The organism is Oleiharenicola lentus, assembly GCF_051660365.1.
Lineage (GTDB): Bacteria > Verrucomicrobiota > Verrucomicrobiia > Opitutales > Opitutaceae > Lacunisphaera > Lacunisphaera lenta_A.
Genome location: NZ_JBOZXB010000002.1, coordinates 148,955 through 172,761 on the forward strand (window position 1 = coordinate 148,955; position 23,807 = coordinate 172,761).

General features: G+C 59.3%; 19 protein-coding genes. 11 read left to right on the top strand and 8 right to left on the bottom strand.

Going from position 1 to position 23,807, the window contains the following annotated elements; all coding sequences use genetic code 11:
* Positions 1–93: 93 nt before the first annotated feature.
* Entirely contained in the window at positions 94–1,296 is a 1,203-nt protein-coding gene (locus ACRRQW_RS15425; protein ID WP_438482492.1) for a FecR family protein, read from the top strand.
* 87 nt (positions 1,297–1,383) lie between these two features.
* Here ACRRQW_RS15425 and ACRRQW_RS15430 read toward each other — a convergent pair whose 3' ends face one another.
* Entirely contained in the window at positions 1,384–2,409 is a 1,026-nt protein-coding gene (locus ACRRQW_RS15430) for a haloacid dehalogenase-like hydrolase (RefSeq protein WP_438482493.1), read from the bottom strand.
* A gap of 107 nt (positions 2,410–2,516) precedes the next feature.
* Between ACRRQW_RS15430 and prfA the strand changes: the two genes are divergently transcribed.
* Positions 2,517–3,638, top strand: a complete 1,122-nt coding sequence (gene prfA, locus ACRRQW_RS15435; RefSeq protein WP_438482494.1) for a peptide chain release factor 1 — start codon at positions 2,517–2,519, stop codon at positions 3,636–3,638.
* A 1-nt stretch (position 3,639) separates the two neighbouring features.
* A complete protein-coding gene (gene prmC, locus ACRRQW_RS15440) occupies positions 3,640–4,485 on the top strand; it encodes a peptide chain release factor N(5)-glutamine methyltransferase (RefSeq protein WP_438482495.1) in 846 nt (281 codons plus the stop codon).
* On the opposite strand, the gene ACRRQW_RS15445 is transcribed toward prmC, so the two are convergent.
* Both ACRRQW_RS15445 and ACRRQW_RS15450 read right to left on the bottom strand, forming a co-directional pair.
* Positions 4,468–6,696 (bottom strand): carboxy terminal-processing peptidase, encoded by a 2,229-nt coding sequence (locus tag ACRRQW_RS15445; RefSeq protein ID WP_438482496.1) that lies wholly within the window; start codon positions 6,694–6,696, stop codon positions 4,468–4,470. The two genes, prmC and ACRRQW_RS15445, sit on opposite strands and share 18 nt — an antisense overlap.
* 157 nt (positions 6,697–6,853) lie before the next feature.
* A complete protein-coding gene (locus ACRRQW_RS15450; RefSeq protein ID WP_438482497.1) occupies positions 6,854–7,918 on the bottom strand; it encodes a rhomboid family intramembrane serine protease in 1,065 nt (354 codons plus the stop codon).
* Between ACRRQW_RS15450 and ACRRQW_RS15455 the strand changes: the two genes are divergently transcribed.
* From ACRRQW_RS15455 to ACRRQW_RS15470, 4 genes are all read left to right on the top strand, one after another.
* Complete coding sequence (locus ACRRQW_RS15455) at positions 7,875–8,111, top strand: ferredoxin (protein ID WP_438482498.1); 237 nt, start codon at positions 7,875–7,877, stop codon at positions 8,109–8,111. The genes ACRRQW_RS15450 and ACRRQW_RS15455 overlap by 44 nt on opposite strands.
* Before the next feature lie 88 nt (positions 8,112–8,199).
* A complete protein-coding gene (locus ACRRQW_RS15460) occupies positions 8,200–10,068 on the top strand; it encodes a TonB-dependent receptor plug domain-containing protein (protein WP_438482499.1) in 1,869 nt (622 codons plus the stop codon).
* 58 nt (positions 10,069–10,126) lie between these two features.
* On the top strand, positions 10,127–12,181 hold the full coding sequence (locus ACRRQW_RS15465; RefSeq protein ID WP_438482500.1) for a M3 family metallopeptidase: 2,055 nt from the start codon (positions 10,127–10,129) through the stop codon (positions 12,179–12,181).
* Between the two features lie 112 nt (positions 12,182–12,293).
* Positions 12,294–12,983 carry a zinc metallopeptidase gene (locus ACRRQW_RS15470; RefSeq protein WP_438482501.1) on the top strand — a complete coding sequence of 230 codons (690 nt, stop codon included), beginning with the start codon at positions 12,294–12,296 and terminating at the stop codon, positions 12,981–12,983.
* A gap of 76 nt (positions 12,984–13,059) precedes the next feature.
* Here ACRRQW_RS15470 and ACRRQW_RS15475 read toward each other — a convergent pair whose 3' ends face one another.
* From ACRRQW_RS15475 to rhaM, 5 genes are read right to left on the bottom strand one after another with little or no spacing between them, the layout of a single operon-like run.
* The gene (locus tag ACRRQW_RS15475) at positions 13,060–14,046 is read right to left on the bottom strand and encodes an autoinducer 2 ABC transporter substrate-binding protein (protein ID WP_438482502.1); all 987 of its coding nucleotides are present in this window, start codon (positions 14,044–14,046) and stop codon (positions 13,060–13,062) included.
* A gap of 21 nt (positions 14,047–14,067) precedes the next feature.
* Positions 14,068–15,114, bottom strand: a complete 1,047-nt coding sequence (locus tag ACRRQW_RS15480; RefSeq protein WP_438482503.1) for an ABC transporter permease — start codon at positions 15,112–15,114, stop codon at positions 14,068–14,070.
* The gene (locus tag ACRRQW_RS15485) at positions 15,111–16,049 is read right to left on the bottom strand and encodes an ABC transporter permease (protein ID WP_438482504.1); all 939 of its coding nucleotides are present in this window, start codon (positions 16,047–16,049) and stop codon (positions 15,111–15,113) included. Before ACRRQW_RS15485 ends, ACRRQW_RS15480 begins: the two co-directional genes overlap by 4 nt.
* Complete coding sequence (locus tag ACRRQW_RS15490) at positions 16,046–17,572, bottom strand: sugar ABC transporter ATP-binding protein (RefSeq protein ID WP_438482505.1); 1,527 nt, start codon at positions 17,570–17,572, stop codon at positions 16,046–16,048. The genes ACRRQW_RS15485 and ACRRQW_RS15490 overlap by 4 nt, the downstream gene beginning before the upstream one ends.
* A 13-nt stretch (positions 17,573–17,585) precedes the next feature.
* On the bottom strand, positions 17,586–17,900 hold the full coding sequence (gene rhaM / locus ACRRQW_RS15495; RefSeq protein WP_438482506.1) for an L-rhamnose mutarotase: 315 nt from the start codon (positions 17,898–17,900) through the stop codon (positions 17,586–17,588).
* A 57-nt stretch (positions 17,901–17,957) separates the two neighbouring features.
* On the opposite strand from rhaM, the gene ACRRQW_RS15500 reads away from it, so the two are divergent.
* From ACRRQW_RS15500 to ACRRQW_RS15515, 4 genes are read left to right on the top strand one after another with little or no spacing between them, the layout of a single operon-like run.
* Positions 17,958–19,421, top strand: a complete 1,464-nt coding sequence (locus tag ACRRQW_RS15500; RefSeq protein ID WP_438482507.1) for a Gfo/Idh/MocA family oxidoreductase — start codon at positions 17,958–17,960, stop codon at positions 19,419–19,421.
* A 28-nt stretch (positions 19,422–19,449) separates the two neighbouring features.
* Positions 19,450–20,367 carry an alpha/beta hydrolase gene (locus tag ACRRQW_RS15505; RefSeq protein WP_438482508.1) on the top strand — a complete coding sequence of 306 codons (918 nt, stop codon included), beginning with the start codon at positions 19,450–19,452 and terminating at the stop codon, positions 20,365–20,367.
* Positions 20,368–20,376: 9 nt separating this feature from the next.
* Positions 20,377–21,771, top strand: coding sequence for a glycoside hydrolase family 88/105 protein (locus ACRRQW_RS15510; RefSeq protein ID WP_438482509.1), 1,395 nt, complete (start codon positions 20,377–20,379; stop codon positions 21,769–21,771).
* Positions 21,772–21,773: 2 nt separating this feature from the next.
* Entirely contained in the window at positions 21,774–23,807 is a 2,034-nt protein-coding gene (locus tag ACRRQW_RS15515; protein ID WP_438482510.1) for a rhamnogalacturonan lyase, read from the top strand.

Genomic DNA, 23,807 nt, shown 5'->3' on the forward strand with positions numbered 1-23,807 from the left:
AGCCCGCGTGACGTCGGGCTGGACTGTTGCCGCCTGAATAACGCTTGAAGGAAAAAGCAGGTGTGGCATTCCTCGCATTGCAAAAATTTATCCATGAAAATCCTGAAGTCTGTATTCGCTGTCGCGATGGTCGCGTTTCTCTCGCTCGGTTCTTTAACGGCAGCTGACGCGCAATCGGCTGAAGCTGTGGTGGTGAAGTTCACCGGTGTTTCGACCGCGCAACTTCCCGGCAAAGCCGAACCTGTTCAGGTGACCGAAGGTCTCAAACTCCCTGCGGGAACGGTCATTATCACGGGAACAACAGGGGAGGTTCACGTGCAACCGTTCTCCGGTGCGATTGCGACCATCAAGCCTAACTCCACGGTTTCAATCGATGAACTTTCGGTGACGAAGAACGGCAGCGGCGTGGTGACGAAGCAAAATGCGCTGCTCAATCTGAAATCTGGTAACGTCGTTTCCACCCTCGATCCGGCAAAGAAGGCCGTAAACAATTACGGCGTGCGCACGCCCAAAGGCGTCGCGGCCGCTCGCGGCACTTCGTATGCGGTGAATGTTTCCGTGAACGGCACCACGATTGTGGCCACGGCGGACACGGTTTCTTTCACTGCTGCAAACGGCACCACTTATTCGGTGCAAGCGGGCATGGTGGTCGTTACGCCTGCCAATGGTGAGCCGCAAGAGCCGGTTGCATTGGCCTCGCTCGCTAGTGCGGGGTCGGAAGTTGCGAACGTGATTGCGGCGGCGGTGCAGTCGCTGGCGGATGTGATCCAAAATAATTTAGGCGAACTGTCTGCTGAGTCGGCGACCAATCTCGCCTCGCAAGTGGCCGCAGTGGCGGCGGCCGCGCTGCCTGATCAGGCGGCCAGCTTCACGGCGCAAATCGTGACGGCGCTCGCTTCGGCGAACTCATCCACATCGGGCAATGCAGATGCCACGGCGATTGCCGTCGCGGCGGTGACGGCCGCAGCGGCGCAAGCCGCGCCCGCGCAAGCTGCCGATATTGCTGCCGCCGCGGTAACAGCCGCTCCGCAACAAGCTGCGATTATCACCGCCGCTGCCGAGCAGGCTGTGCCTTCCGCCAACACTGCGATTGCTGAGGCGGTTTCTCGGGTTACCGGACAATCTGTCCAGCAGGTGCAAGATGCGGCTGCTCAGGCTTCGAGCCAGGCTTCCAGAGCGGTAAGTGCGGCGAACACGGCTTTGCAGAATGTGGTGACCCCCGCCAGCCAGCAAACTCCCGGAACAGAAAATAACAACGGCGGATCGAACGATGCCGCTGAAGTCAGCGTCAGCTAAGCCGCGCCTTTAATTTGAAAAACGAAACGCCGCCTCAAAAGGGCGGCGTTTTTTATGTAGCGCGCGACTGCCATCCCATCGCTCGTCTTACTCAAGAAACGAAGACTGCTTGGGGCCGCGCGCGGCACGGCGCGCGGCTTCTTCTTCCGGCGAAGGATTGAGGTGGCGCGGCGGGCGGGCGACGCGCGAGGCGAGGGCGGCTTCGCGATCGGCGACGACCCGGTCGCACATTTTTTCGACCTGTAATTGCAGCCAGTTGGTCGTCGCGCTGTTCTCCGTGTAGTCGGCCGGACCGTAATGGTCGATGCGACCGTTTTGGCGCAACCGATCGTTTTGTTCGAACTCGGCGCGATTCGCAGGATTGTAAACCGCGTAAGTTTTGCCGCCGCCTTGTTTGACAACGGAGAAACTCGGCACATCGCTCGGGCCGTCGGCGATGTAGATCATATTTTGCAGCGGGATGCGGCGATCCTCGGGCGTGACCTTGGCGTTCACGTCGATCGCGGGGTTGCGATTCGTGCCTTTGTTGATTTCGAAAATCGCGCGGGTTTTCGACGTGTTGTCGATCATCACGCCGATCTGCGCGATCTCGGAAGCAGCCTCGAGAGGAAATTCGTTTTGTTTAAGGAAGCCCGGTTGGAGTGGATTTTCGATGAACTCGCAGGCCCACACGGCGTCGATGTAGGGCGCGAGCGCGCTGCCGCGCACCATTTCGGCGAGGCCGGTGCTCACGACGTAGTGCTCGAGCTTGATGTCATGTTTGACGTATTCCGGTTTGGCTTTCGCCCAGGCGCGGGAGCTCTCGAAAAATTTCGGCAGGCCGGGATAGAACTTAATGTCCGCACCGCACTCGCGGAGGATCTTGTTGTTCAAGCCCGCCATATTGCCCGCCATCACGTAGGTGAGCAGATGGTTCAGGTAACTAATCTCCGGGGAAATGTGGTAACCACGCCGGCGATAATTTTCGCCCAACGCGTTGGTTTCCGCCCAAAAAGTGGCTTCGTCGACTCCATAGCGACGAAAAAGCGGGGCCTGCATGTAGGCTGGAATCAATGTCTTGTCAAAGTCCCAGACGCAGGCGATGATGTTCTGAGTGAAGAGTGTAGAGGCCATCTCGAATAAATTCTACTAGACGGAAATCACCGTCGTGGATTGGCCTTTGATAAAGCTGCGCGCTGCGGCTTAAGCAATTCACAATTTCCGCCCCGACTTTTCCCTGCATGGAAACATTGCCCGACATCGTTCCTTTTCAGATGCGCCTCGACGAACTCGATGCGCAAATGGCGGCGCCTTCGTTCTACGCGAACCCGCGGAAAGCCACCGAGGTGAGCCGCGAGCAACAGGCGCTTCGCCGGTTGGTGGAAGAGCATAAAAATTATGAAGACACGGGTCGGGAAATCGCTGAACACACGGCGTTGCTCAAAGACGCTTCGGCCGATGCGGAATTGCGCGAGCTCGCGCAATCGGAAATTCCTGAACTCCAAACGAAACACGAAAAGCTTAAACTTTCCGTGCTAGCGTTGATGATTCCGCCGGAGGCGTCAGATTCTCGAAACACCGTTTTCGAAATCCGCGCGGGCACCGGAGGCGATGAAGCGTCGCTGTTTGCGGCTGAGCTTTACCGGCTTTATTCGCGCTACGCGGAAGGGCGTGGCTGGAAAATCCAGCCCATGAGTTCGAGCGCTTCTGATCGGGGCGGCTTGAAAGAAGTGATTTTTCTCATCACCGGCCAGGAGGTTTACAAACAGCTGAAATACGAAAGCGGCGTGCAACGTGTGCAGCGCATTCCGGTAACTGAAGCCAATGGCCGCATCCACACCTCGACCGTGACCGTGGCCGTTTTGCCTGAAGCGGAGGAAGTCGACGTCGACATCGATTCGCAGGATCTGGAAATCACCGTGCAGCGCGCCAGCGGGCCGGGTGGGCAGGGCGTGAACACGACTGATTCGGCCGTGCGCATCATTCACAAGCCGACCGGGCTGATTGTTTACTGCGCGGATGACCGCTCGCAGATAAAAAACAAAGCCAGCGCGATGTCGGTGCTTCGCTCGCGCCTGCTGAAACTGAAGGAGGACGAAGAAAAGGCGAAATATGCGGCTCAACGCCGCAACCAGATCGGCACCGGCGGACGGAGCGAGCGGATCCGCACCTATAATTTTCCCCAGAACCGCATGACCGATCATCGTATCGGCCTCACGCTTTACAGTCTGCCTGCGATCATGGAAGGCGACATCGGCGAAATCATCGAAGCGTTGCAACGCGCAGATTTTGAAGAGAAACTTGCCGCGCTCACCGGCGGGCCGTTGCCATCGCGACAGCGCACGGGTGGGGAGGACGATTGATATGCTGACTCTGCTCGAAATCATCAAACGCACGACTGAGTTTTTCGATAAACGGGGAGTGGAATCAGCGCGCTTGAACGCAGAGTTGCTGGTCGGGCATGCACTCGGGTTGAAGCGCATGCAGCTTTACATCCAGTTCGAGCGTCCGCTGACGGAGGCGGAACTGGAAAAAATCCGTCCACTCGTGAAGCGCCGCGGGAGCCGCGAGCCCTTGCAATACATTTTAGGCGAAACGGAGTTCGCTGGATTGAAATTAAAAGTCGACCGGCGCGCGCTTATTCCGCGACCGGAAACCGAGTTGTTGGTTGAACTCATCAGCCAAAAACTGCCGGCGCCGCCGGCGACGATTCTGGATCTCGGCACCGGCTCTGGCGCGATTGCTCTGGCGCTCGCTAAACAGTATCCTGAGGCCGCAGTCACCGCGGTTGATAAGAGTGAGGACGCGCTCGCGCTGGCCAAAGAAAACGCGGAGCTAGCCGGATTCACGGCGCGGGTGAATTTCTTGGTATCCGATTGGTTCTCAGCAGTGCCGGCGAGTGAGCGCTTTCAACTCATCGTGTCCAACCCACCTTACCTTTCAGACGATGAGACCCTGGCGACGCAGCCGGAAGTAAAAGATTTCGAGCCGCATGCGGCATTGTCAGCGGGAAAAAACAGCGCGGCGGATTTGGAGAAAATTATCCGTGAAGCGAAGCCGCGTTTGTCGGAGGGTGGCTTGTTGGCGTGCGAAACAGGTCTCGCTCAGCACGCGCAGCTCAAAGAGCTGGCCGAAGCCAGCGGTTACGCGCGGATCGAATCGCTGCGCGACCTGACGGGGCGTGACCGTTACTTATTCGCTTTTATTTAGGCCCTTGATCGGAGTCTCGGGAGCGGCGCTGCTGGCAGAATAGTGCGGATCACTATTCAATCGAAGCGCGTCGGTCACGATGCGCAACGACTCGCGGAGGTGCACGTCGAGTTTGCTCGTCGGGCCTTCGATCGGAGTGTCGGTATCGCCATCGTCATCAAGTGTGGCCACGGCTTCTTGGGTGCCGGTGGCTTCGGCTTTGAGCACGGAGTCGAGTTTGATTTCGCGTGACGCGTAGTTGGCTTTGGCGAGGAGATCGCGTTCGGCGTCGAGCTGCTTTTTGAATTCGTCATCGCTGGTCTTGCGCGTCTGGCGCTGCTCCAGGTTGATCGAGATCGTCTTCTCATCCTGGCGAGCCTTGAACCAGTCGATGTTCTTTTTGAGATAAGCGAATTCTTCGAGTGAGTTTTGGCGTTCGCGGCTGGCTTCAAGCAGAGGCTTGAGGTAAGTCGGCGTGAGCGGCTTGCCTTCAAAAAAGGTCGGTTTGATTTCGTCCCACACGAGCGCGTGTGGCAAGTCGGCTTCGCCAATGGGCAGGAAGTCTTCGATCGAGGGCAGCGAGATATCGGGAATCACGCCTTTCTTTTGGGTGGAGGCACCGTTGGGCAGATAGAATTTCTGCACCGTCAATTTTGCACCGCCAGTGTGCCCGACATTTTGGCTGAGGCGCGGCAGATAGTTTTTCATTTCAAGCACGGCCTGCACGGTGCCTTTGCCGTGGGTGGAGCTGTCGCCGATGATGACGGCGCGACCGTAGTTTTGCAGCGCGCCGGCGAAAATTTCCGAAGCGGAAGCGCTGAAGCGCGACGTGAGCACGACGAGCGGGCCATCGTAGGCGACGGAGGTGTCGGTGTCGCTATCGACATTGAGTTGGCCGAGCGAGTCGCGCACTTGGACAACGGGACCTTTGTCGATGAACAAGCCGGTGAGGTTAACGGCTTCGGGCAGCAAGCCACCGCCGTTGCGACGCAGATCCATGACAAGCGCACTGATGCCCTCGGCTTTGAGTTTGCGGATTAATTCAGCGACATCCTGCGTGGCCGTGCCGCCGGATTCAACTTCCGCACTGGCTGCGGGTTTGTTACTGGCTTCAGCCGGCGAGTCGTAAAATGAGTTCAGCACGATCACGCCAACGGGCGTGGTTTTGTTTTCCGCGACTGGCACTTGATAAATGGTCGCGGTGGCGCGGCCGGCGTTGAGCTTCACCACATCGCGCACGATCAGCACCTGCTTGGTTTTGCTGGCATCGGTGGCGTCGTGCGGGAGGACGGTGAGGGTGACTTTGGAACTCTTGTCGCCGCGAATCATGTCGACGATACGGCGCAGCTTCATGCCGATGACTTCGATATTTTCGCCGCCGTCTTGTTGAACGGCGATGATCTTGTCGTTCATACGGATCTGGCCGCTACGATACGCGGGGCCACCGGGGACGACTTCCCGAATGACGCAATTGCCGTCTTCTTCGAGACTCAGCACCGCGCCGATGCCGACGAGGGATTGTTTCATCTGGATGCTGAAATCCTGCAGCGTGTCGGCGGAGAAATACGCCGAGTGCGGATCATACATCCGAGTCAGGCTGGAAAGGAAAGTTTCCTGCACATCCGCGGGTTCGATGTCGCTGATGTTTTTCAGCATGCGCTCGTAACGTTTGCGCACCGTGGTCTTGGCCTCTTCTTCAGTTTTTTTGCCGAGGATATCCTGGACGATCTCATACTTCACGCGGCGGCGCCACAGATCGTCGGATTCTTCGGTGGTGGCCGCAAACGAAGCCTTGGTGCGGTCGGGCGCATAGCTTTCCTGGGCTTTCAAATCCCAGTCGGATTTGAGCTGTTCAAAAATCCACGTCGTGCGCGCTTTCACGCGTTGCTCATAGACTTGGTAAATGTCGAACGAGGCGTCGATGTTGCCGAGGTAGGCGAGGTCGGTTTCGACGCGCTGGCCGTATTGACGGATGAACGTTTGTTCATCAGTCGCCGTGAAAAACAGGCGCTGCGGATCCAATTCCTTCATGTAATCGGAAATGAGCTGCGGGTAGTCCGCCGAGGTTACCGCGCCTTTGTTGTAATGAAAATATTCGAGCATCTGCACCAGCGTGCGCGTCTCGAGGCGCATGACCGGCGTGGTCTTGAACTCGCGATCTTGCACCGCCCACACGGACGAAACCAAGGCGACTGAAAGGGCGAGGGATTTGAAAAGGGGATGTAATTTCACTGGGTAAAATTTAATTTTCTAGCCGTTAGAGAACTTAAAGCGGGAATTGTTGCTAAGAATTTTCACCGTCCACCACATACCAGAGCGAAGCAAGAAACACGTTTTGTTTAGGTAACGGTATTTTTTTAACCATGGCTGAATGAACGTGCGCGCTGAGCTAAGAACGACTGAGCATGTCCTTCGCGTCATCGAGCACGCGTTTTTCCTGCTCGGTGAGGGAGCCGAAGCCTTCGCTATTAATTTTATCGAGAATGCGATCCACCTCGGCGCGCAGGTTGGGCGAGGGTTTGGTGGGCTTAGTTGCGACCGGAATTTCAAAGGTCGCTTTCTTTTCGCGACGTTTCAACCAAGCCGGCAGCTGAAGACTAAAGCTCGCCGCGCGATCCATGCCATGGCTGGCGTGGAAAAGTTTCAGATAGAGCCAGCCTGCGAGCATGCCGCCCAAATGCGCCGACGCCGCGTAGCCAAACGGCGGCGAACTTCCCCGAAACTCGTAAAACAGCAGCCCGAAAACGTCCAATGCGAGCAGCCCGTAAACGAGATAAATCGGCTTCGTGCGCACAGGGATCAGAAACATCACCAGAAAATTGATCTCTTGATACGGGTGCAGCAGCGCCAGCACCACAAACAGCCCGAAAATGCCGGCCGTCGCGCCAATCAAAACGCCTCCATGGATCCAGTGCACCGCCGACCAGGTCAGCGCTCCCAACAGCAGCGCGCCGACATAGAGCCCCACAAAGCGTTTCGCACCTAAGAGCGGCTCCAGTTCCCGTCCGATAAAAATCAAGCTCAGCACCGTAAATAAGATGTGGAATGGCGTGCTGGTGCTGTGGATTAAACCGTGCGTTAATAGCGTCCAGACATGCCCTTCACGCAGCGCCGGAATCGTTAAGGGCAGTTCGCTTAACAACGCTTCTCCGTGCACAAACCACGGCGAACCGACCACGAGTTCGATCACGAAGGCCGCCACCGTCACGGCAATGATCCAGACCAGCGCCGAAGTTCTTCGACGTTGGTAATCGCCTCGCATGTAAGAGCGGTCGGCCAGCATTTTTCTCAACGTAGGCCACACGGTTGGAAATACAAGCCCGTCATCGCCATCAATTTTCGTCACGAAATCGCATAAGCCCGTGCGCTTTCTTGACAGCCTGATGGAATGCCTTTGAGTGCGCTGCGAAATGGCTAATAAAGCAGAAAAATGGAACGATAACGCGGGCGGCAAATTCTATGTCGATCAGCAGTGCATTGATTGCGATCTTTGCCGCGAAACCGCCCCCGCTTTCTTCAAACGTCAGGAAGAGGGTGGTTATTCTTTTGTGCACACGCAGCCCACCACGGAAGACGATGTCGCGCTGTGCATGGAAGCCCTCGAAGGCTGCCCCGTCGAAGCCATTGGCAACGACGGCGATCAATAACTTTTTAGCGTCCGCTGAGCCGCTTCACCTCGAAGCGGCTTTATTTTAAGCTGCTAGTTAACTGGCCGAGTCGGCCCTATTTAACCCAATGGCCTTTTGCTCTGAAAAAATCATGCGCTTGGCGCAAATTGTTATCGTCACCGCATCTTTGGCGGCATCGCACGCCTTAGTGGCGACTGAGTCGTCTTCGAGCGATCAGCCCTACGAATTACCGAAGTTGACCACGTATGCCGAGCAAGTGGCCAACCAGACTCCTGTTTCGACCTTTGCGATGCCCGTTTCGGGGCTGCGTTTCGACCCTCGCGTAGATGTGCAGGCGCGCAACCTCGCGGAGGGCCAGGCGGACATCTCGATTCGGGGCGGCGTGTTTGAAAACACCGGTTTCAAACTGGGCGCGCTGTCGATCTATGACCCGCAGACCGGCCACTATTTCGCGGAACTGCCCGTGGCGCCCGCCATGTTGACTTCGCCGAAAATTCTCACGGGCGCCGACAACGCTGTCGCCGGCATGCAGGCGCAAGTCGGCACGATTGCCTACGGCTGGCGTGCGATCGAGCAACGCGGCGAGGCGGCGGTGGCGTTCGGCGACTACCATACGAATCGCCAAAGTCTTTACCAAGGATTGGTCTTCGCGCCGTTCGCGAATGGCTTGAGTGCCGCCGCCGATATCGACCTCGCGCGTTCGGAGTCGGATGGCTCGGTGCCGTTTGGCGATCACGATTTCAAGCGCGCGTCGGGGCGTTTCCAACTCCGCGGGGCCAACAGCCAGACGGATTTTTTTGCCGGTTATCAGGAAAAATTCTTCGGCTGGCCGAATCTCTACACGCCGTTCGGTTTCAACGAAACCGAGTTTTTGCGCACCGAACTTTACGCGATCAACCACCGCGTGACGTCGTCGCCAGAAACCTATTGGCAACTTGGTGCCGCCTACCGTCGCAACTTCGACGACTACGAATTCAACCGCGCCGTGCCGGGCGCCTCGAATCCCTTTGTCCACACGACGCACGTGCGTTCGCTCTCACTGGAAGGCCGCGCAGGCTTCGAAACCTTTGCGCTTGCCTACAGCGCGCAAGCGATGGCCGACAACTTGCAATCCACGTCGCTCACCGCCGGACGTTTCAATTCGCGCGACTACTTGAAGCTGGTCGCCGTGCCGGAAATGAATTTCGCAACCGAAGCCGGCACCCTCACCGCGCGGGCGGGTGCGTCTTTCGACGATACAAATCGTGATAGCTCCGCCGTTTCGCCGGTGCTCGGCCTCGAGCTAAAACTCGCCGACGGTTCGCGCTTCTACGCCACTTACTCGGAAGCGACGCAGGTGGCGACTTACACGGCGTTGAATTCGGCCGCAGGCGCCGGGCTGTTTCGCGGCAACCCCAATTTGGGTCGTGAAACAAGCCGCAATCTCGAAATCGGCGCCGTGCTCAAACGCGACGCGTGGACATTCGAAAGCGCGCTTTTTCAACGCTGGGACGACGATCTCACCGACTGGACGTTTACGCGCGGCGTGACGGCGCGCACCGCCAACGAAGTCGATATTGCTACGCTCGGCGCGGAGTTCGTGATCACGCGACGCAGCGCACGCTACGATCTGAACCTCGGCTACACCTTCCTCGATAAAGACGCCGACTATCGCAGCACGACGGTCGATGCCAGTTTCTACGCGTTGAATTTTGCGAAACATCGGCTGACGGCGGCGGTGATTGCGCGGCTCGGCCACGGCGTGGAAATCCGCGTCGATAACGAATTTCGCATTCAAGAAGAGAACTTGTTGCGCACGGTCGGCGGCAACGAAGCGTTCGTGACTTCAGCGGGGCTCTATTATCTACCGCCCCGGGTGCGTGGACTGGAAATTTCGCTCCTCGTCGATAATTTGTGGGACAGTGATTTTCAGGAAGTGCCCTCGGTGCCGGCGGCTCGACGTCAGGTTTCCTCAGGCGTGGCATATCGCTGGTGAGGGAAGCGCGCTAATTCCAATTTGACAGCGCCCGTTTCTACGCGGTCATTGCGCGTCGATGCACAATCCGTTTCTCGAGCGTTCGTTTCATATTCGTTGGTCTGAATTGTCGGCGGAGCACGTGGTGCCCGCCGTGGAATTCGCGCTCGCTGACGCGGAGCAAAAAATCGACGTCATCACTCAACTCGCTCCCGGGAACGTCACGTATCAAAATACTTTTCTCGCGCTCGAAAAAGCGACCGAGCTGCTCAACGAGACTTGGGCGAAAGTTTCGCACCTCACGACCGTCGCCGACTCCGCCGCACTGCGTGACGCCAACAACGTCATGCTGCCCAAAGTGTCGGCATTCTATGCGCGCATTCCGCTGAATGCAGAGCTCTGGCTGCGCATCAAACAGGCCTCCGGGCAGCCCGCGGTCGCGCAATTAGCCGGTGAACACCGTCGCTTCGTTAACGAGACACTCGCCGACTTCCGCCAGCAAGGCGCGGATTTGCCGGCTGACAAAAAAGCGCGCCTCGAAGCGTTGCAGGGTGAACTCGCGCAGCTCACGCAGAAATATTCTGAAAACGTCCTCGATGCGACGAATGCCTGGGAACTCATCATCACGGATGAGCACCGCCTCGCGGGCCTGCCGCTGCACGCGCGCGAATCGGCACGGCAAAGCGCGTTGAAAAAAGGCTTCGGTTCCGAGGCTGCGCCTGCGTGGCGTTTCACGCTGCCCATGCCGTCGCAAGAACCCGTGATGCTCTACGCGGAGGATGCGAGCCTGCGCCAACAAGTGTGGCAGGCCGCGACGCAGGTCGGCGTGCAAGCGCCGCACGACAACCGCGAGTTGGTGCGACGCATCCTCGCGTTGCGCCAGGAGAAAGCGGAGCTGCTGGGCCAGCCGCATTTTGCCGATCTCACGCTTGCGCGACGCATGGCAAAAAACGGCGCGCAGGCGCTGGCGTTTATCGAAGGGCTGCACGATCGCGTGCAACTGGCGTTTGCGCGGGAGTGTCGCGAACTCGAAGCCTTTAAATCTGAGCAGCTGAAAACCCCGTTGTCGCCCCTGGCACCGTGGGAAACAGGCTTTTGGGCCGAGCGCCTGCGGCGCACGCGGTATGATTTTAATGAAGAGCAACTGCGCCCGTATTTTTCATTGTCGGGCGTGTTGACGGGGATGTTTGAAATTACGCGTCGCGTCTTCGGCATCACGGTGACTGAGCAGCCAGCGGGCAAAGTGGAAGTGTGGCATCCCGAAGTGAAATTTTACGAAGTGCGCGATCGAGTCGGCCGGCACATCGGTTCGTTCTACACCGACTGGCATCCGCGCGAAACCAAACGCGGCGGCGCGTGGATGAATTATTTGGTCACTGGCGGAAAACACCACGGCACGCGCGCGCCGCATCTCGGTTTGATGTGCGGTAACATGACGCCCTCGGTCGATGGCAAGCCGGCGCTGCTCACACATCGCGAAGTCGAAACCGTGTTTCACGAGTTCGGTCACTTGCTGCACCATTTGTTTGGCGAAGTGGAAATCAAATCGCTGAATGGTGTGAACGTCGCGTGGGATTTCGTCGAGCTGCCGTCGCAGATCATGGAGAACTGGTGCTGGGAGCGCGAGAGTCTTGATTTGTTCGCGCGTCACCACGAAACCGGCGAGCGCATCCCCGACGCGCTTTTCGAACGCCTGGTGGCGGCGAAAAATTTCCGGAGTGCGGTCGCGACGATGCGCCAGCTCACCTTTGCACGACTCGATCTCGCGCTACATTTGCGAGCGCAGGATTTTGCCGACGGCGATATTTCCGAGAAGCTGAAAAAAGTGCTCAGCAGCTACCTTGTGCCGACGGACCCGCCCGCGCCGACGATGGAAAACCGCTTCACGCACATTTTTGCAGATCCGACGGGTTACGCGGCGGGCTACTATTCTTACAAATGGGCAGAGGTGCTCGATGCGGACGCGTTCATGCGGTTTAAACGCGAAGGCATTTTCAGCGAAAAAGTCGGCACGGAGTTCGTCGAAAAAATTCTCAGCCGTGGCAACTCCGCCGACCCAATGGAGCTGTTTGTCGATTTCATGGGCCGGCCGCCGGATCAGCAAGCGCTACTCACGCGCGCCGGACTGCTTTGAGCAGAAGCTCATGGCTTACAACGCCGTCGTGACTTTCCAGTGGACGTTTTTCCACTGGAAAAACCTCTCCGCGAGACTTTGCTAACCGCATCCGTTTAAACCACCCATCCCTATGACACTCTGGATTATCCTCATCGCCATTCCCATGCTCTTCGGCTTCTACGCGCAAATGAAGATTCGGAGCGCTTACAATAAGAACGTGCAGATCCCTTCGCGGGGGCGCATTTCCGGTCGTGAGGCCGCTGCGGCCGTCATGGAAAGTGCAGGCATTCACGATGTCGAAATCGTGCGCGTTGAGGGCCAGCTCACCGATCACTACGACCCGATCAATCGCAAGCTTGCGCTCTCCGAGCACAATTACGACGGCACGAGCCTCGCTGCGCTCGGCGTAGCCGCACACGAAGCGGGTCACGCGATCCAGCACAAGGTCGGTTACTCGATGATGAAGGTTCGCCAGACGCTTGCTCCCGCCACGCAAATCGCCGCCGGCGCTTCGCAGTTCCTCATCATCGCCGGTATAGTGCTGATCTCCTCGAAACTTGGCGGCACGTTCCTCATGATCGGTGCTGGCGCGTTGGCGCTCATCTGCTTGTTCCAATTCGTAACGCTGCCCGTCGAGTTCGACGCCACGCGGCGTGCCAAAGCCCAGCTCGTTTCACTCGGCATTGTCGGTCAGGATGAGATGGAAGGCGTGCACGAGACGCTCGACGCTGCGGCGCTCACTTACGTCGCCGGCTTCGTCGCCTCGCTTGGTAGCTTGCTGCACATCCTGCTGCTCTTGAGCGGCCGTCGTGACGACTGAGTTCGACCTATCATTCCAAAATTAAAGCCGGCCCTGAAGGCCGGCTTTTTTATGATCTGAAAGAGAAACGAGTCGCTCAGAAATTAAACTGATCGATGTTCGCTTTGTTAAAGATGAATGGTTTTCCAAGCATGATCTGGTCGCCTTTGACTTCGAGTTTTCCGAGAGAACCGGCGGTGAAACTGGTGTCGCCACGTTTCAGTTTTTTGTCGGCGATCGCGTTGCTGGCGTAAACCGTGAGATAGCCGAGGTGTTCGGTGTTCCACAGGATGACGCTATCCATGATGCCGTCGTGCACGTAGCGCTTGTTTTCGTTCGGAAGGCCGAGCCCCATGACTTTTACCTTGCCGGTCTTGCCGGCTTGTTTGACCGCTTCGGCAGCGCCGGGGACGCCGGGAGAACAGATTGCCATGATCAGTTTCAAATTCGGATTCGCGCTCATCAAGGCAGTGGCTTCGGATTGAGCTTTGTCTTTCAAGTCGTCGCACGGGCGCACGGCGACGAGTTTCATCTTCGGATATTTTTCCTTCAAACGTGCTTCCACGTTCTTCTGCCACTCGCGCTGGTTTGCGGCAGTGAGGCTTGCCGTGATGATGGCGAATTCGCCTTCCTCGCCAGTGAGGCGCGCAGCTTCGTCCATCAAGGCCTGGCCGATGCCTTCCGGCGTGGCTTGGTTCACGAAAAACGAGCGCGCATCGGGCGCGGCGTCGGCATCGTAGGTGAGCACCGCGATGCCTTGCTTCTGGGCTTTGCGCAGCGCGGTGGAAATGCCTTCCTTGTTTTCCGCGGCCACGGCGATGACGTCGACGCCGAGCGTGATCCAGTTTTCGACGATCTCGTTTTGCTTTGCCGCGTTCGTGTCGGTCGGGCCGTCGAAGAGTAACTCGACGCCGAGTTCCTTGGCAGCTTTGTCCGCGCCGGCTTTGACGGAGAGGAAGTAGGCGTTGCCCTTGGCCTTGGGCATGAGCGCAACCATGAGTTTTGCGTCGGCGGCAAAAAGGCCGGCGGTGCACGCGCACAATAAAGTGGCGGCGATGCTGGAACGGAGGAATGAGGATTTCATGAGGGTAATGAGGTTAAAAAATCAGGATGCTTTGCGGCGACTCCGCCAACCAGACAACAATTTCGGCAGCATGCTCCCCATCAAGGCGAGAAGGAGAAGCGCGCCGGTGAGCAGCCCGGCGATTTCCTCCGCGGCATTCGTGCGGATCACGATGGGCAAGGTGGCGAGCCCACTCTTTAAAACCGCGATGGCGGCCACGCCGAGCAAGGTGCCGGTCACGCTGCCGGTGCCGCCAAAAATACTCGTGCCGCCAAGCACCACCGCGGTGATCGCGAACAATTCATACCCCGTGCCTGCGTCGGCTTTCGCCTGACCCAGCCGCGCCGTGTAAATGATCGCCGCCAGTGCCACGATCAAGCCGGCGAGCACATACACGAGCGCGACGCGACGTTCGACCGGCAGGCCCGCGTAGCGCGAGCCTTCAGGCGAAAACCCGATGGCGCGAAACGATCGCCCAAACGTCGTGCGCTGCACCAGCGTCCACACGATCACCGCGACGAAAATAAACAGCCACGCCTGCACGGGCAGGCCCAGCCAGCGCTCCTGCCCGATAAACAAGAAGCTCGCGGGGAAATCCGTATAAGTCACCGCGCCGCGCGTGATCGCTTCAGCGAGTCCGCGAAACAGCGAGTAAGTTCCTAAGGTCACGATAAGCGGCGGCAGCCGCAGTGCCGTGATGAGCGCGGCGTTGAGTCCACCGCCCACCGCGCCGAGCACCAGAGTGATCGCTGCGGCGACTGGGATTGAGAGCCCGCCATCATGCCAAAGTTTGCCGAATAAAATCGCGCACAATCCCAGCAGCGAACCGACCGACAAATCGATGCCGGCAGTGATGATAATCGGCGTGAGGGCGAGGGCGAGCAGTCCGATTTCACACGAGTGCCGCAAGATATCGAACTGACGATCGACCGTGCCGAACCCCACGACCACCCCGCGACGGTTGGTGCTGGTGCCAAAATGATAAAACAGCCACCACTCCGCCACGAGCACGACGAGCAGCAGCATTTCGTAGCGAAGAAAAATTTTCAGCCATCCGGTTTTGGGTTGTGGCGACGAAGACGCGCTCATGCGGATTGTCCTCCCTGGCGACGCGCCCGGAATCCGTCAGCGACCACCGCGAGCAGGATGATCGCGCCTTGAATCGCTTTTTCCCAATAAGCTTCGATGCGCAAATGGGTCAGCGCAGGCGACACGCATGCGAGTAACAACAGCCCGGCGAACGCGCCCCACAAATTTCCGCGTCCGCCGGAAATCGCGATTCCGCCGACGACTACCGCCGCGATCACTTTCAATTCCAAACCCGCGCCCGCGAGCGGCTGCACTTGCGGCGATTGCACGATGTTCATCACGGCGGCCAAGCCTGCGAGCGCGCCGACAATTACGAACACGAGAAACGTCACTAACTGTGGCGAAATGCCCGAGAGTCGCGCGGCTTCGGCATTCGTGCCGACCGCGTAAACGTAGCGTCCCGCGGCAAGGTGACGCATGCCGAGTGCGAACCCGATCATCAGCACGAGGGACGCGCTCACGAGCGTCCATTGACCCGCGAGCTGGCTCAAGCCGAACCATTGAACGCCATCGGGCAGGTTAACAAATTCGCCTTGGCGCACGAGATTCAGTCCTTGGCGCAACGTCACCATCGTCGCGAGGGTCACGACAATCGACGGCAGACGCAGCACCGCGACGAGGAAACCGTTGAGCGCGCCCAGCATTGCGCCGCTGGCAATCGCCACGGGCAACACCAGGCCGAGTGGCCAGCCCCGCGCCGCGAGCAATCCGGCGCACACGCTGCACACGGAAAATTGGGAGCCGACGGAAATATCAATCTGCCGCGAGATGATCACGAGCGCCATGCCGCACGCGACCACGAGCGTCGGCGCTTCCCGCGTCAGCAACGAGAGCAGGGGTTGCGGCTGATAAAACGCGGGCGCGAAAACCGCCAGCGCGAGCAGCACGAGCAGCAGCGCGGCAGTTACGGAGATCTCGCGGAAGTAGCGGTTCACGCGACACCTCGCTTGTCATGTTGTCCGAGCGCCGCCGCCATCACGGTGGGTGCGTCGGTGTCGCGCGGCAGGATTTCGGTCAGCGTGCCGCCGCGCATCACGCCGATGCGATCGCTCATGCCGAGCACTTCGGGCAGATCGCTTGAAATGAGGATCACCGCGAGACCTTCCTTCGCGAGTTGGTTGATGATGCGGTGAATTTCGCCCTTCGCGCCCACGTCCACGCCTTGAGTGGGTTCGTCGAGAATCAGCAGCTTCGGTTTTGTCGCGAGCCAACGGGCGAGGGCAACTTTCTGCTGGTTTCCGCCGGAGAGGCTGCCGCCGGGCGCTTCGGCACTGGAGCATTTCACGGCGAGTTCGCGGATGAATTTCAGTGCGAGCGATTCTTCCGCGCCGAAACGCAACCAGGTGCCTGGAAATAACTGCGGGTGAATCGCCATCGTCATGTTTTCCGCGATGGGCATTTCGAGAATCACCCCGTGACGGCGGCGATCTTCGGGCACGTAAGCGATACCGCGGGCGATGGCGTCCTGTGGCGAAGCAATCGTGAGGCGTTCACCATGGAGTTTGATTTCGCCTTCGTCGGCGGGCGTGATGCCGAAGAGCACGCGCGCGAACTCCGTGCGGCCCGCGCCGACCAGTCCGGCGAGTCCGAAAATTTCCCCGGCGCGGACTTCGAAGCTGACGTTTTTTACCCCGGATGAAGTGCAGCCGAGCTGGTTGACCGAGAGGGTGACGTCGCCGGCAACGCGATCGGCGGGCGGATAAAGCTGCGCGACTTCACGCCCAACCATCAGGCGAATGAGCGCGGTTTCATTGATCTCAGCGATCGAGTGCGTGCCCACGCTTTCGCCGTCGCGCAATACCGTCACGCGATCGGCGAGCGCGAAAATTTCTTCCAAGCGGTGGGAAATATAAACGATGCCGACGCCGCGTGTGCGCAACTCACGCACGACCGCGAAAAGCAATTCCTGCTCGCGCCGCGTGAGCGAGGCCGTGGGTTCGTCCATGATGACGATGCGCGCGCCCGAGCCGACGGCGCAGGCGATTTCCACGAGTTGCTGCTCGGGCATCGAGAGCGCGTTGACCTCGGTATCGGGCGAGATGGTCGAGCCGATGCGCGTGAGGAGTTCCGTCGCGCGGACGCGGCGCTTTTGCCAATCGATGCGTTGCGCCGCGCGGCCTTGTTCGAGGCGGAGGCCGATGTTTTCTGCGACGGTCAGGTCGGGAAAAAGCGCGGGCTGTTGATAGATGCAGGCGATGCCGCGTTGCTGGGCGAGGGCGGGCGTGAGGCCGGAAAACGTTTCGCCGTCGATGATAATTTCGCCGCTGTCCGGGCGGTGCGCGCCGGTGATGACTTTGATTAACGTGCTTTTGCCCGCACCGTTTTCACCGAGCAGTGCGTGGACTTCGCCGGCGCGCAGCTCGAAATCCACGCCGCGCAAGGCCCGCACGGCGCCATAATTTTTGGCGACGCGCTGAAGGCGTAATAGCGGATGCGCGAGAGCGGAATCGACAGCCATGCGGCGAGACGGGTCAGGCGAGATGAAAGACCTCGTTGAGCGAGCGCGACACGGGACTGTGATCCGGGTTGCTCGGCATGATGTCGCCCATGAATTTCCACCAACGCTGGCACGCGTCGGTTTTTGCCACCGCTGCCCAACGCTCTTCGCTTTCGATTTCCACGTAGCCGAAGAGCTGGTGGGTTTTCGGGTCGTGAAAGATGGAGTAGTTATGGCTGCCGTGCGATTTCAAGACGGCGGCGAGATCGTTCCAGATGGGTTGGTGACGGCGGGTGTATTCGGCTTCGCAGCCGGGGTTCACCTGCATGAGGAAAGCTTTGCGAATCATAAACGGGGGAAAAGCAGAGAGCGTTGTCGCGGTTTCCGCGTAAAACCAGCTTTTGTTATGTTATACGTTGACCAAGTCGGGCTGCAAAATCCTGACGGTCAGAAAAGGTTTAATTTCGACGACCTTGCGCCACTTTCCAAAGCGGCCAACGCTCGCACCTCGCCCCACATGAAGAAGAAACGAATTGCCTTTGTCGGCACCGGCGGCCGCGCCCTTAGTTTTATCGAACCCGTTGCGACCGCTTATCGCGCCAGCAACGAAATTGTCGCCTTGTGCGACCTGAGCCCGGCGCGCATGGCCTATTACAACGGCCTGCTGGCGGGCGAACTGGGCTATCATGCCGTGCCGGCTTACACTGCGGATCGTTTCGACGAGATGATCACGAAGGAAAAGCCCGATACGGTTTTTGTCTGCACGAAAGACGATACGCATCACGACTACATCGTGCGCGCGTTGCATGCGGGCTGTGATGTCATCACGGAGAAACCGATGACGACCGACGCCGCAAAATGCCGCGCGATTCTCGATGCGCAGCGCGCCACCGGGAAAAGCGTCCGCGTGGCGTTTAATTACCGCTGGGCGCCTTTCCGCACGAAGGTGAAAGAACTCATCGCAACAGGCGTGATCGGCAAAGTCCGTTCGGTGAACCTCGAATACCTCCTCGATACGAATCACGGCGCGGATTACTTCCGTCGCTGGCATGCGAGCGCCGCGGAGTCAGGCACGCTGCTCGTGCACAAGAGCACGCATCATTTCGACCTCGTGAACTGGTGGCTGGATGCGATTCCGAAACAGGTGTTCGCTTACGGGGATCTGGTTTTCTACGGGAAGGATAACGCCGTCGCGCGCGGCGACGAAGCGCTCACGAAATACTCGCGCTACACGGGCGAGCCCGCGGCGAAGGAAGACCCGTTCCGCCTCGATCTCGACGAGAGCGAGCAATTCAAGAAAATCTACCGCGCCGGCGAGGCCGACTCCGGCTACATCCGCGATCAAAACGTGTTTCGCGAAGGCATCGACATCCATGATCAGGTTTCGCTCAACGTCCGCTATCGCACCGGCGAAGTGCTGACCTATTCGCTCGTGTGCTACAGCCCGCGCGAAGGCATGCGCGTGACCTTCAACGGCGACCGCGGCCGCATCGAGTATCACGAATTTATCGGCTCGCACATGAACCGCGCGGTGCGCCCGAAGGATTTCAAAATCGAAGAACGCCCCGGCTACGAAGCGGAGGGCGAGTGGATCAAAGTGTTTCCGCATTTCAAAAACAGTTACGTCGTGGCAATGCCGCCCGCGACCGGCGCGCACGGTGGAGCGGACGAAATTCTTAATCGTTCCTTCTATGCGCCCGATGCGCCCGCGACGGATGAGTGGGGGCGCTTTGCCGGCCACGAACAAGGCGCCGCGTCCATCCTCGTCGGCATCGCCGGCGTGGAATCGATCAAACGCAACCTGCCGGTGAATATTAATGAGTTGGTGTCACTTAAACCGGATGCTACGCGTCTCAGTGAACTGACGTGAGTTTTTCACGCCTAACACTGCTACCCCGATGCCCAAAAAAATCCTGTTGGTTTTCGCCGCGTTGACCATGTCGCTGTTTGCCGGATTTGAACCCGTGGTGATGCCGCTCTGGCCCGAGGGCGTGCCTGGCGCAAAAGCCGGGTTACCCGCCGAGGTGAATGATGAGACCGGTCGCACCGAATTTGTCTCCGAGCCCACGCTGACCTTTTACCCGCCCGCGGTCGACAAGCCCAACGGGACGGCGGTGATTATCTGCCCCGGCGGCGGTTACACGCGACTGTCCACGCAACGCGAAGGCGTCCAATACGCCAACTGGCTCAGCAGCCTTGGCGTGACGACGTTCGTGTTGAAAAATCGTTTGAAGGAATTCGGTCATCCCGCGCCGTTGCGCGATGTGCTGCGCGCGATCCGGCTCGTGCGTTCGCGGGCCAAGGAGTTTAAAATCAATCCCGACCGCATCGGCGTGATGGGCAGTTCCGCGGGCGGACACCTCGCCGCGAGTGCAGGCACGCTTTACGCGCACGCCGATGGCAAGACCGGTGACTCACTCGACGCCGTCAACGCCCGGCCGGATTTCCTGATTTTGATGTATCCGGTCATTACGTTGGATGGCGGCCCTGCGACGCACCAAGGCTCGCGCACCAATCTGATCGGCGCAAAACCGACGCCGGAATTGGTGAAACTCATGTCGCCCGACCAACAGGTCACCGCGCAAACGCCGACGACGCTGCTCATCCACACCCAGGAAGATAAAACCGTGCCGGTGGAAAATAGCATTCTTTTTTATCAGGCGCTCACCCGCGCCGGCGTGCCGGCGGAAATGTATCTTCTTCAGCGCGGTGCCCACGGCATGGGCATGCGCGCAAATCTGGGCACCAGCTCCGATTGGCCGACGCGTGCGGCCGAGTGGCTGCGTGCGCAAGGTTTGCTCGAACCCCAACAATAAATCCCCGCCATGAGTCGTTGCTTCCTCTGCCTGCTTTTCGCAGCAGCCGCGCTTGCGCGCGCCCAAACTCCGGCCGCCGCACCCGCTGACGTCCCGCCTTACATCGCGCAACTGCGCGTGCCGCCCGCTTACGCGACTCCTTATCAACCCGCCAAGCCTGCTGAAGTCACGGCGGTGTTGGGACGCATCCTCACGTATCTCGAAGTCGCGAGCCCGGTGCGCGTGCTCGACCGCGATACGCAGCAACCGGTCGCTGATCTCTCGAAATTGCCGAAAAATGCCGGCTTCGGGCGCGGCGATTTTCTTATCACGAGTTATGAGTGGGGCGTCACGTATGCCGGCATGATCCACGCCGCCGAGGCGACGGGCGATGCGCGCTACCGTGACTATGTTGCCCAACGCCTCACGGCGATTGCCGCCGTGGCGAAACACCTGCGCGCCAATCCCGCACCCGCTAACGCCGCTGATGTTCCCGGCGCGCAACGCGCTTCCGCGTTGCGCAATGTCCTCACGCCGCGCTCGCTCGACGACTCCGGTGCGATGGCGGCGGGTTTTATCAAAGCCTCGCGCGCTGGAATCGCGCCGGATGAGTTGCGTCCGTGGATCGATAATTATCTGAAATGGATTTCCAAAGACCAGATGCGCCTCGCTGACGGCACGCTCGCCCGTAATCGTCCACTGCACAATTCGCTCTGGCTCGACGATCTTTACATGAGCGTGCCCGCGCTCGCGCAGATGGGTGTGCTCACCGGCGAGGCGAACTATTTCGACGATGCGGTGAAACAGGTGCTCCAGTTTTCGTCGCGGATGTTTCTGCCCGAAAAAGGACTCTATCGCCACGGCTGGATTCAGGAAATGGAACCGCATCCTGCGTTTCATTGGGCGCGCGCGAACGGCTGGGCCGTCGTCGCGATGGCGGAGTTATTGAGCGTGCTGCCGGAGAATCACGCGGGGCGCGACGAGGTGTTGAAACTGTTCCGCGCGCACGTCGCCGGTCTCGCGGCGACGCAGGGGAAAACCGGTCTCTGGCACCAGTTACTTGATCGCAACGATTCATATCTCGAGACTTCGGCCACCGCGATGTTCGTGTATTCGATCGCGCGCGGCATTAATCGCGGCTGGCTCGATCCGCTCGCGTATGGCCCGATGGTTTCGCTCGGCTGGAACGCGGTTGCGCAGCAAGTGAACGCAAAGGGGCAGGTGGAAAATGTCTGCGTCGGCACCGGCATGGGTTTCGATCCGGCGTTTTATTATTACCGTCCCGTGAGCGTTTACGCTGCGCACGGCTACGGCCCGGTGCTGCTCGCGGGCGCGGAAATGATCACGCTCTTTAAAGGCAAGGGCGCCGACGCGAATATCAACGATGCGTCGCTGCAGTTCGCGCCGTCACCTTCGCGCCACTAACCATGAAACATCTTTTTTGTGCCGGTTTGGTTTTCGCGGTTTCACTTCAAGTCGCGGTCGCGGCCCGGGTGATGGAACGCCTCGACCGGGGCGTCGTCGCGGTGCACCAGCCTGATGGCAAAGTGTTCGTGAGCTGGCGGCTGCTCGCGAGCGATGCGCCTGATGCAACGTTTAATGTCTATCGCACCACAGCGCCGGGGCCGGAAGGCTCGGCACCTGCGAACCAGTTCGCCGCGCAACGCGAGCAGGGCCCGCGCACGCAAAAACTCAACGATGGGCCGCTCGCCGGCGCGACGTGGTTCGTCGACGCACGCGCCTCGCTGGATCGCGAGACGAGTTACGCGGTGCGGAGCGTGGTTAATGGCGTCGAAGCCGCACCGGGTGCGGTCTTTACGTTGCCCGCCGGCGCGCCGCCGTTGCCGTATCACTCGATCCCGATTCAGACGCCTGCAGGCTACACGCCCAATGATGCTTCGGTGGGCGACCTCGACGGCGACGGACGCTACGAGATTATTTTGAAGCAAGAGCAACGCCCGATGGACAACTCGCGCTCCGGCCTCACGGGCCAGACGTTGCTGCAGGCTTACACGCTCGAAGGAAAATTACTTTGGACGATCAACCTCGGAAAAAATGTCCGCGAGGGCTCGCACTACACGATGTTCATGGTGATGGATTTTGACGGTGACGGCCGCGCTGAGATCGCCTGCAAAACCGCCGATGGCACCCTCGACGGCACCGGAAAAATCATTGGCGACGCGCATGCTGACTGGCGCGAAGGCGCGGAGAAATCTGTGCCCACCAAAGATCCCTCCGGCGCGGTTAAGACCGCTGATGGCGCGCTCGCCGCGCGACTCGAAGGCCGGATCATGCGCGGGCCCGAATACCTCACGGTGTTCGATGGCCGCACAGGCGCAGCGCTCGACACCGTGAAATATATTCCCGGTCGCCACCCGCAGACCGACAACCCGACCTTCGAGCAATTGCGCGAAGTATGGGGCGACGGTTATGCGAACCGTTCGGATCGTTTCCTCGCGGGCGTCGCGTATCTCGACGGCGAACACCCGAGCATGCTTTTCTGCCGCGGCTACTACACGCGCGCGGTGATTGCGGCGTGGGATTTTAGAAATGGGAAGTTGGTCTCACGCTGGGTGTTCGATTCCGACGACGGCTCGCCGGGCAACGAAAAATACCGCGGGCAGGGGAATCACAATCTCTCTGTCGCCGATGTCGATGGCGACGGCCGCGACGAAATTATCTACGGTGCGATGGTCGTCGATGATAACGGCAAAGGCCTTTACTCGACCGGCTGGGGCCATGGCGATGCGTTGCATGTCGGCGATTTTGTGCCGGCGAATCCCGGACTCGAAATCGGCGACATTCAAGAGCGCTTCGACCAACAAGGCCTCAGTCTCCGCGACGCGCGCACGGGCAAACCGATCTTCACGATTCCCTCCGTCAAAGCAGCGGAAGACGGCGGCGACAAAGGCGAGGGGCCCGGTCGCGGCAACACGTTTAACATCGATCCACGTTTTCCCGGCGCGGAATCGTGGGCGGCGGGCGCGGGGATGGATGGCATCTACGACGCGACGGGCAAAAAGTTCGTCGAGAAACGCCCGCGTGGCATGCCGGTGAATTTCGGCATCTATTGGGACGGCGATTTGCTGACCGAACTCCTCGACGGCAATCGCATCGTGAAATGGAATTGGGAAACCGAAACCATCGACCCGTTGCTGGTCGCGCACGCGAGCACATCCGCCAACGGCACAAAATCCACGCCTGCCGTCAGCTGCGATTTCTGGGGCGATTGGCGCGAGGAAGTCATCTGGGCCACGCGCGACAAAAAGGAACTCCGCATTTACACGAGCACGATTCCCACGAAGCATCGGCTCACGACGCTTATGCACGACGCGCAGTATCGCTGCGCCGTCGCCTGGCAAAACACGGCCTACAATCAGCCGCCGCATCCCAGTTTTTATCTGGATGAAGCAGCGCCCTTGCCGCCACCTCCGCCGGTGAAGTTTCCGGCGAAGCCTTAA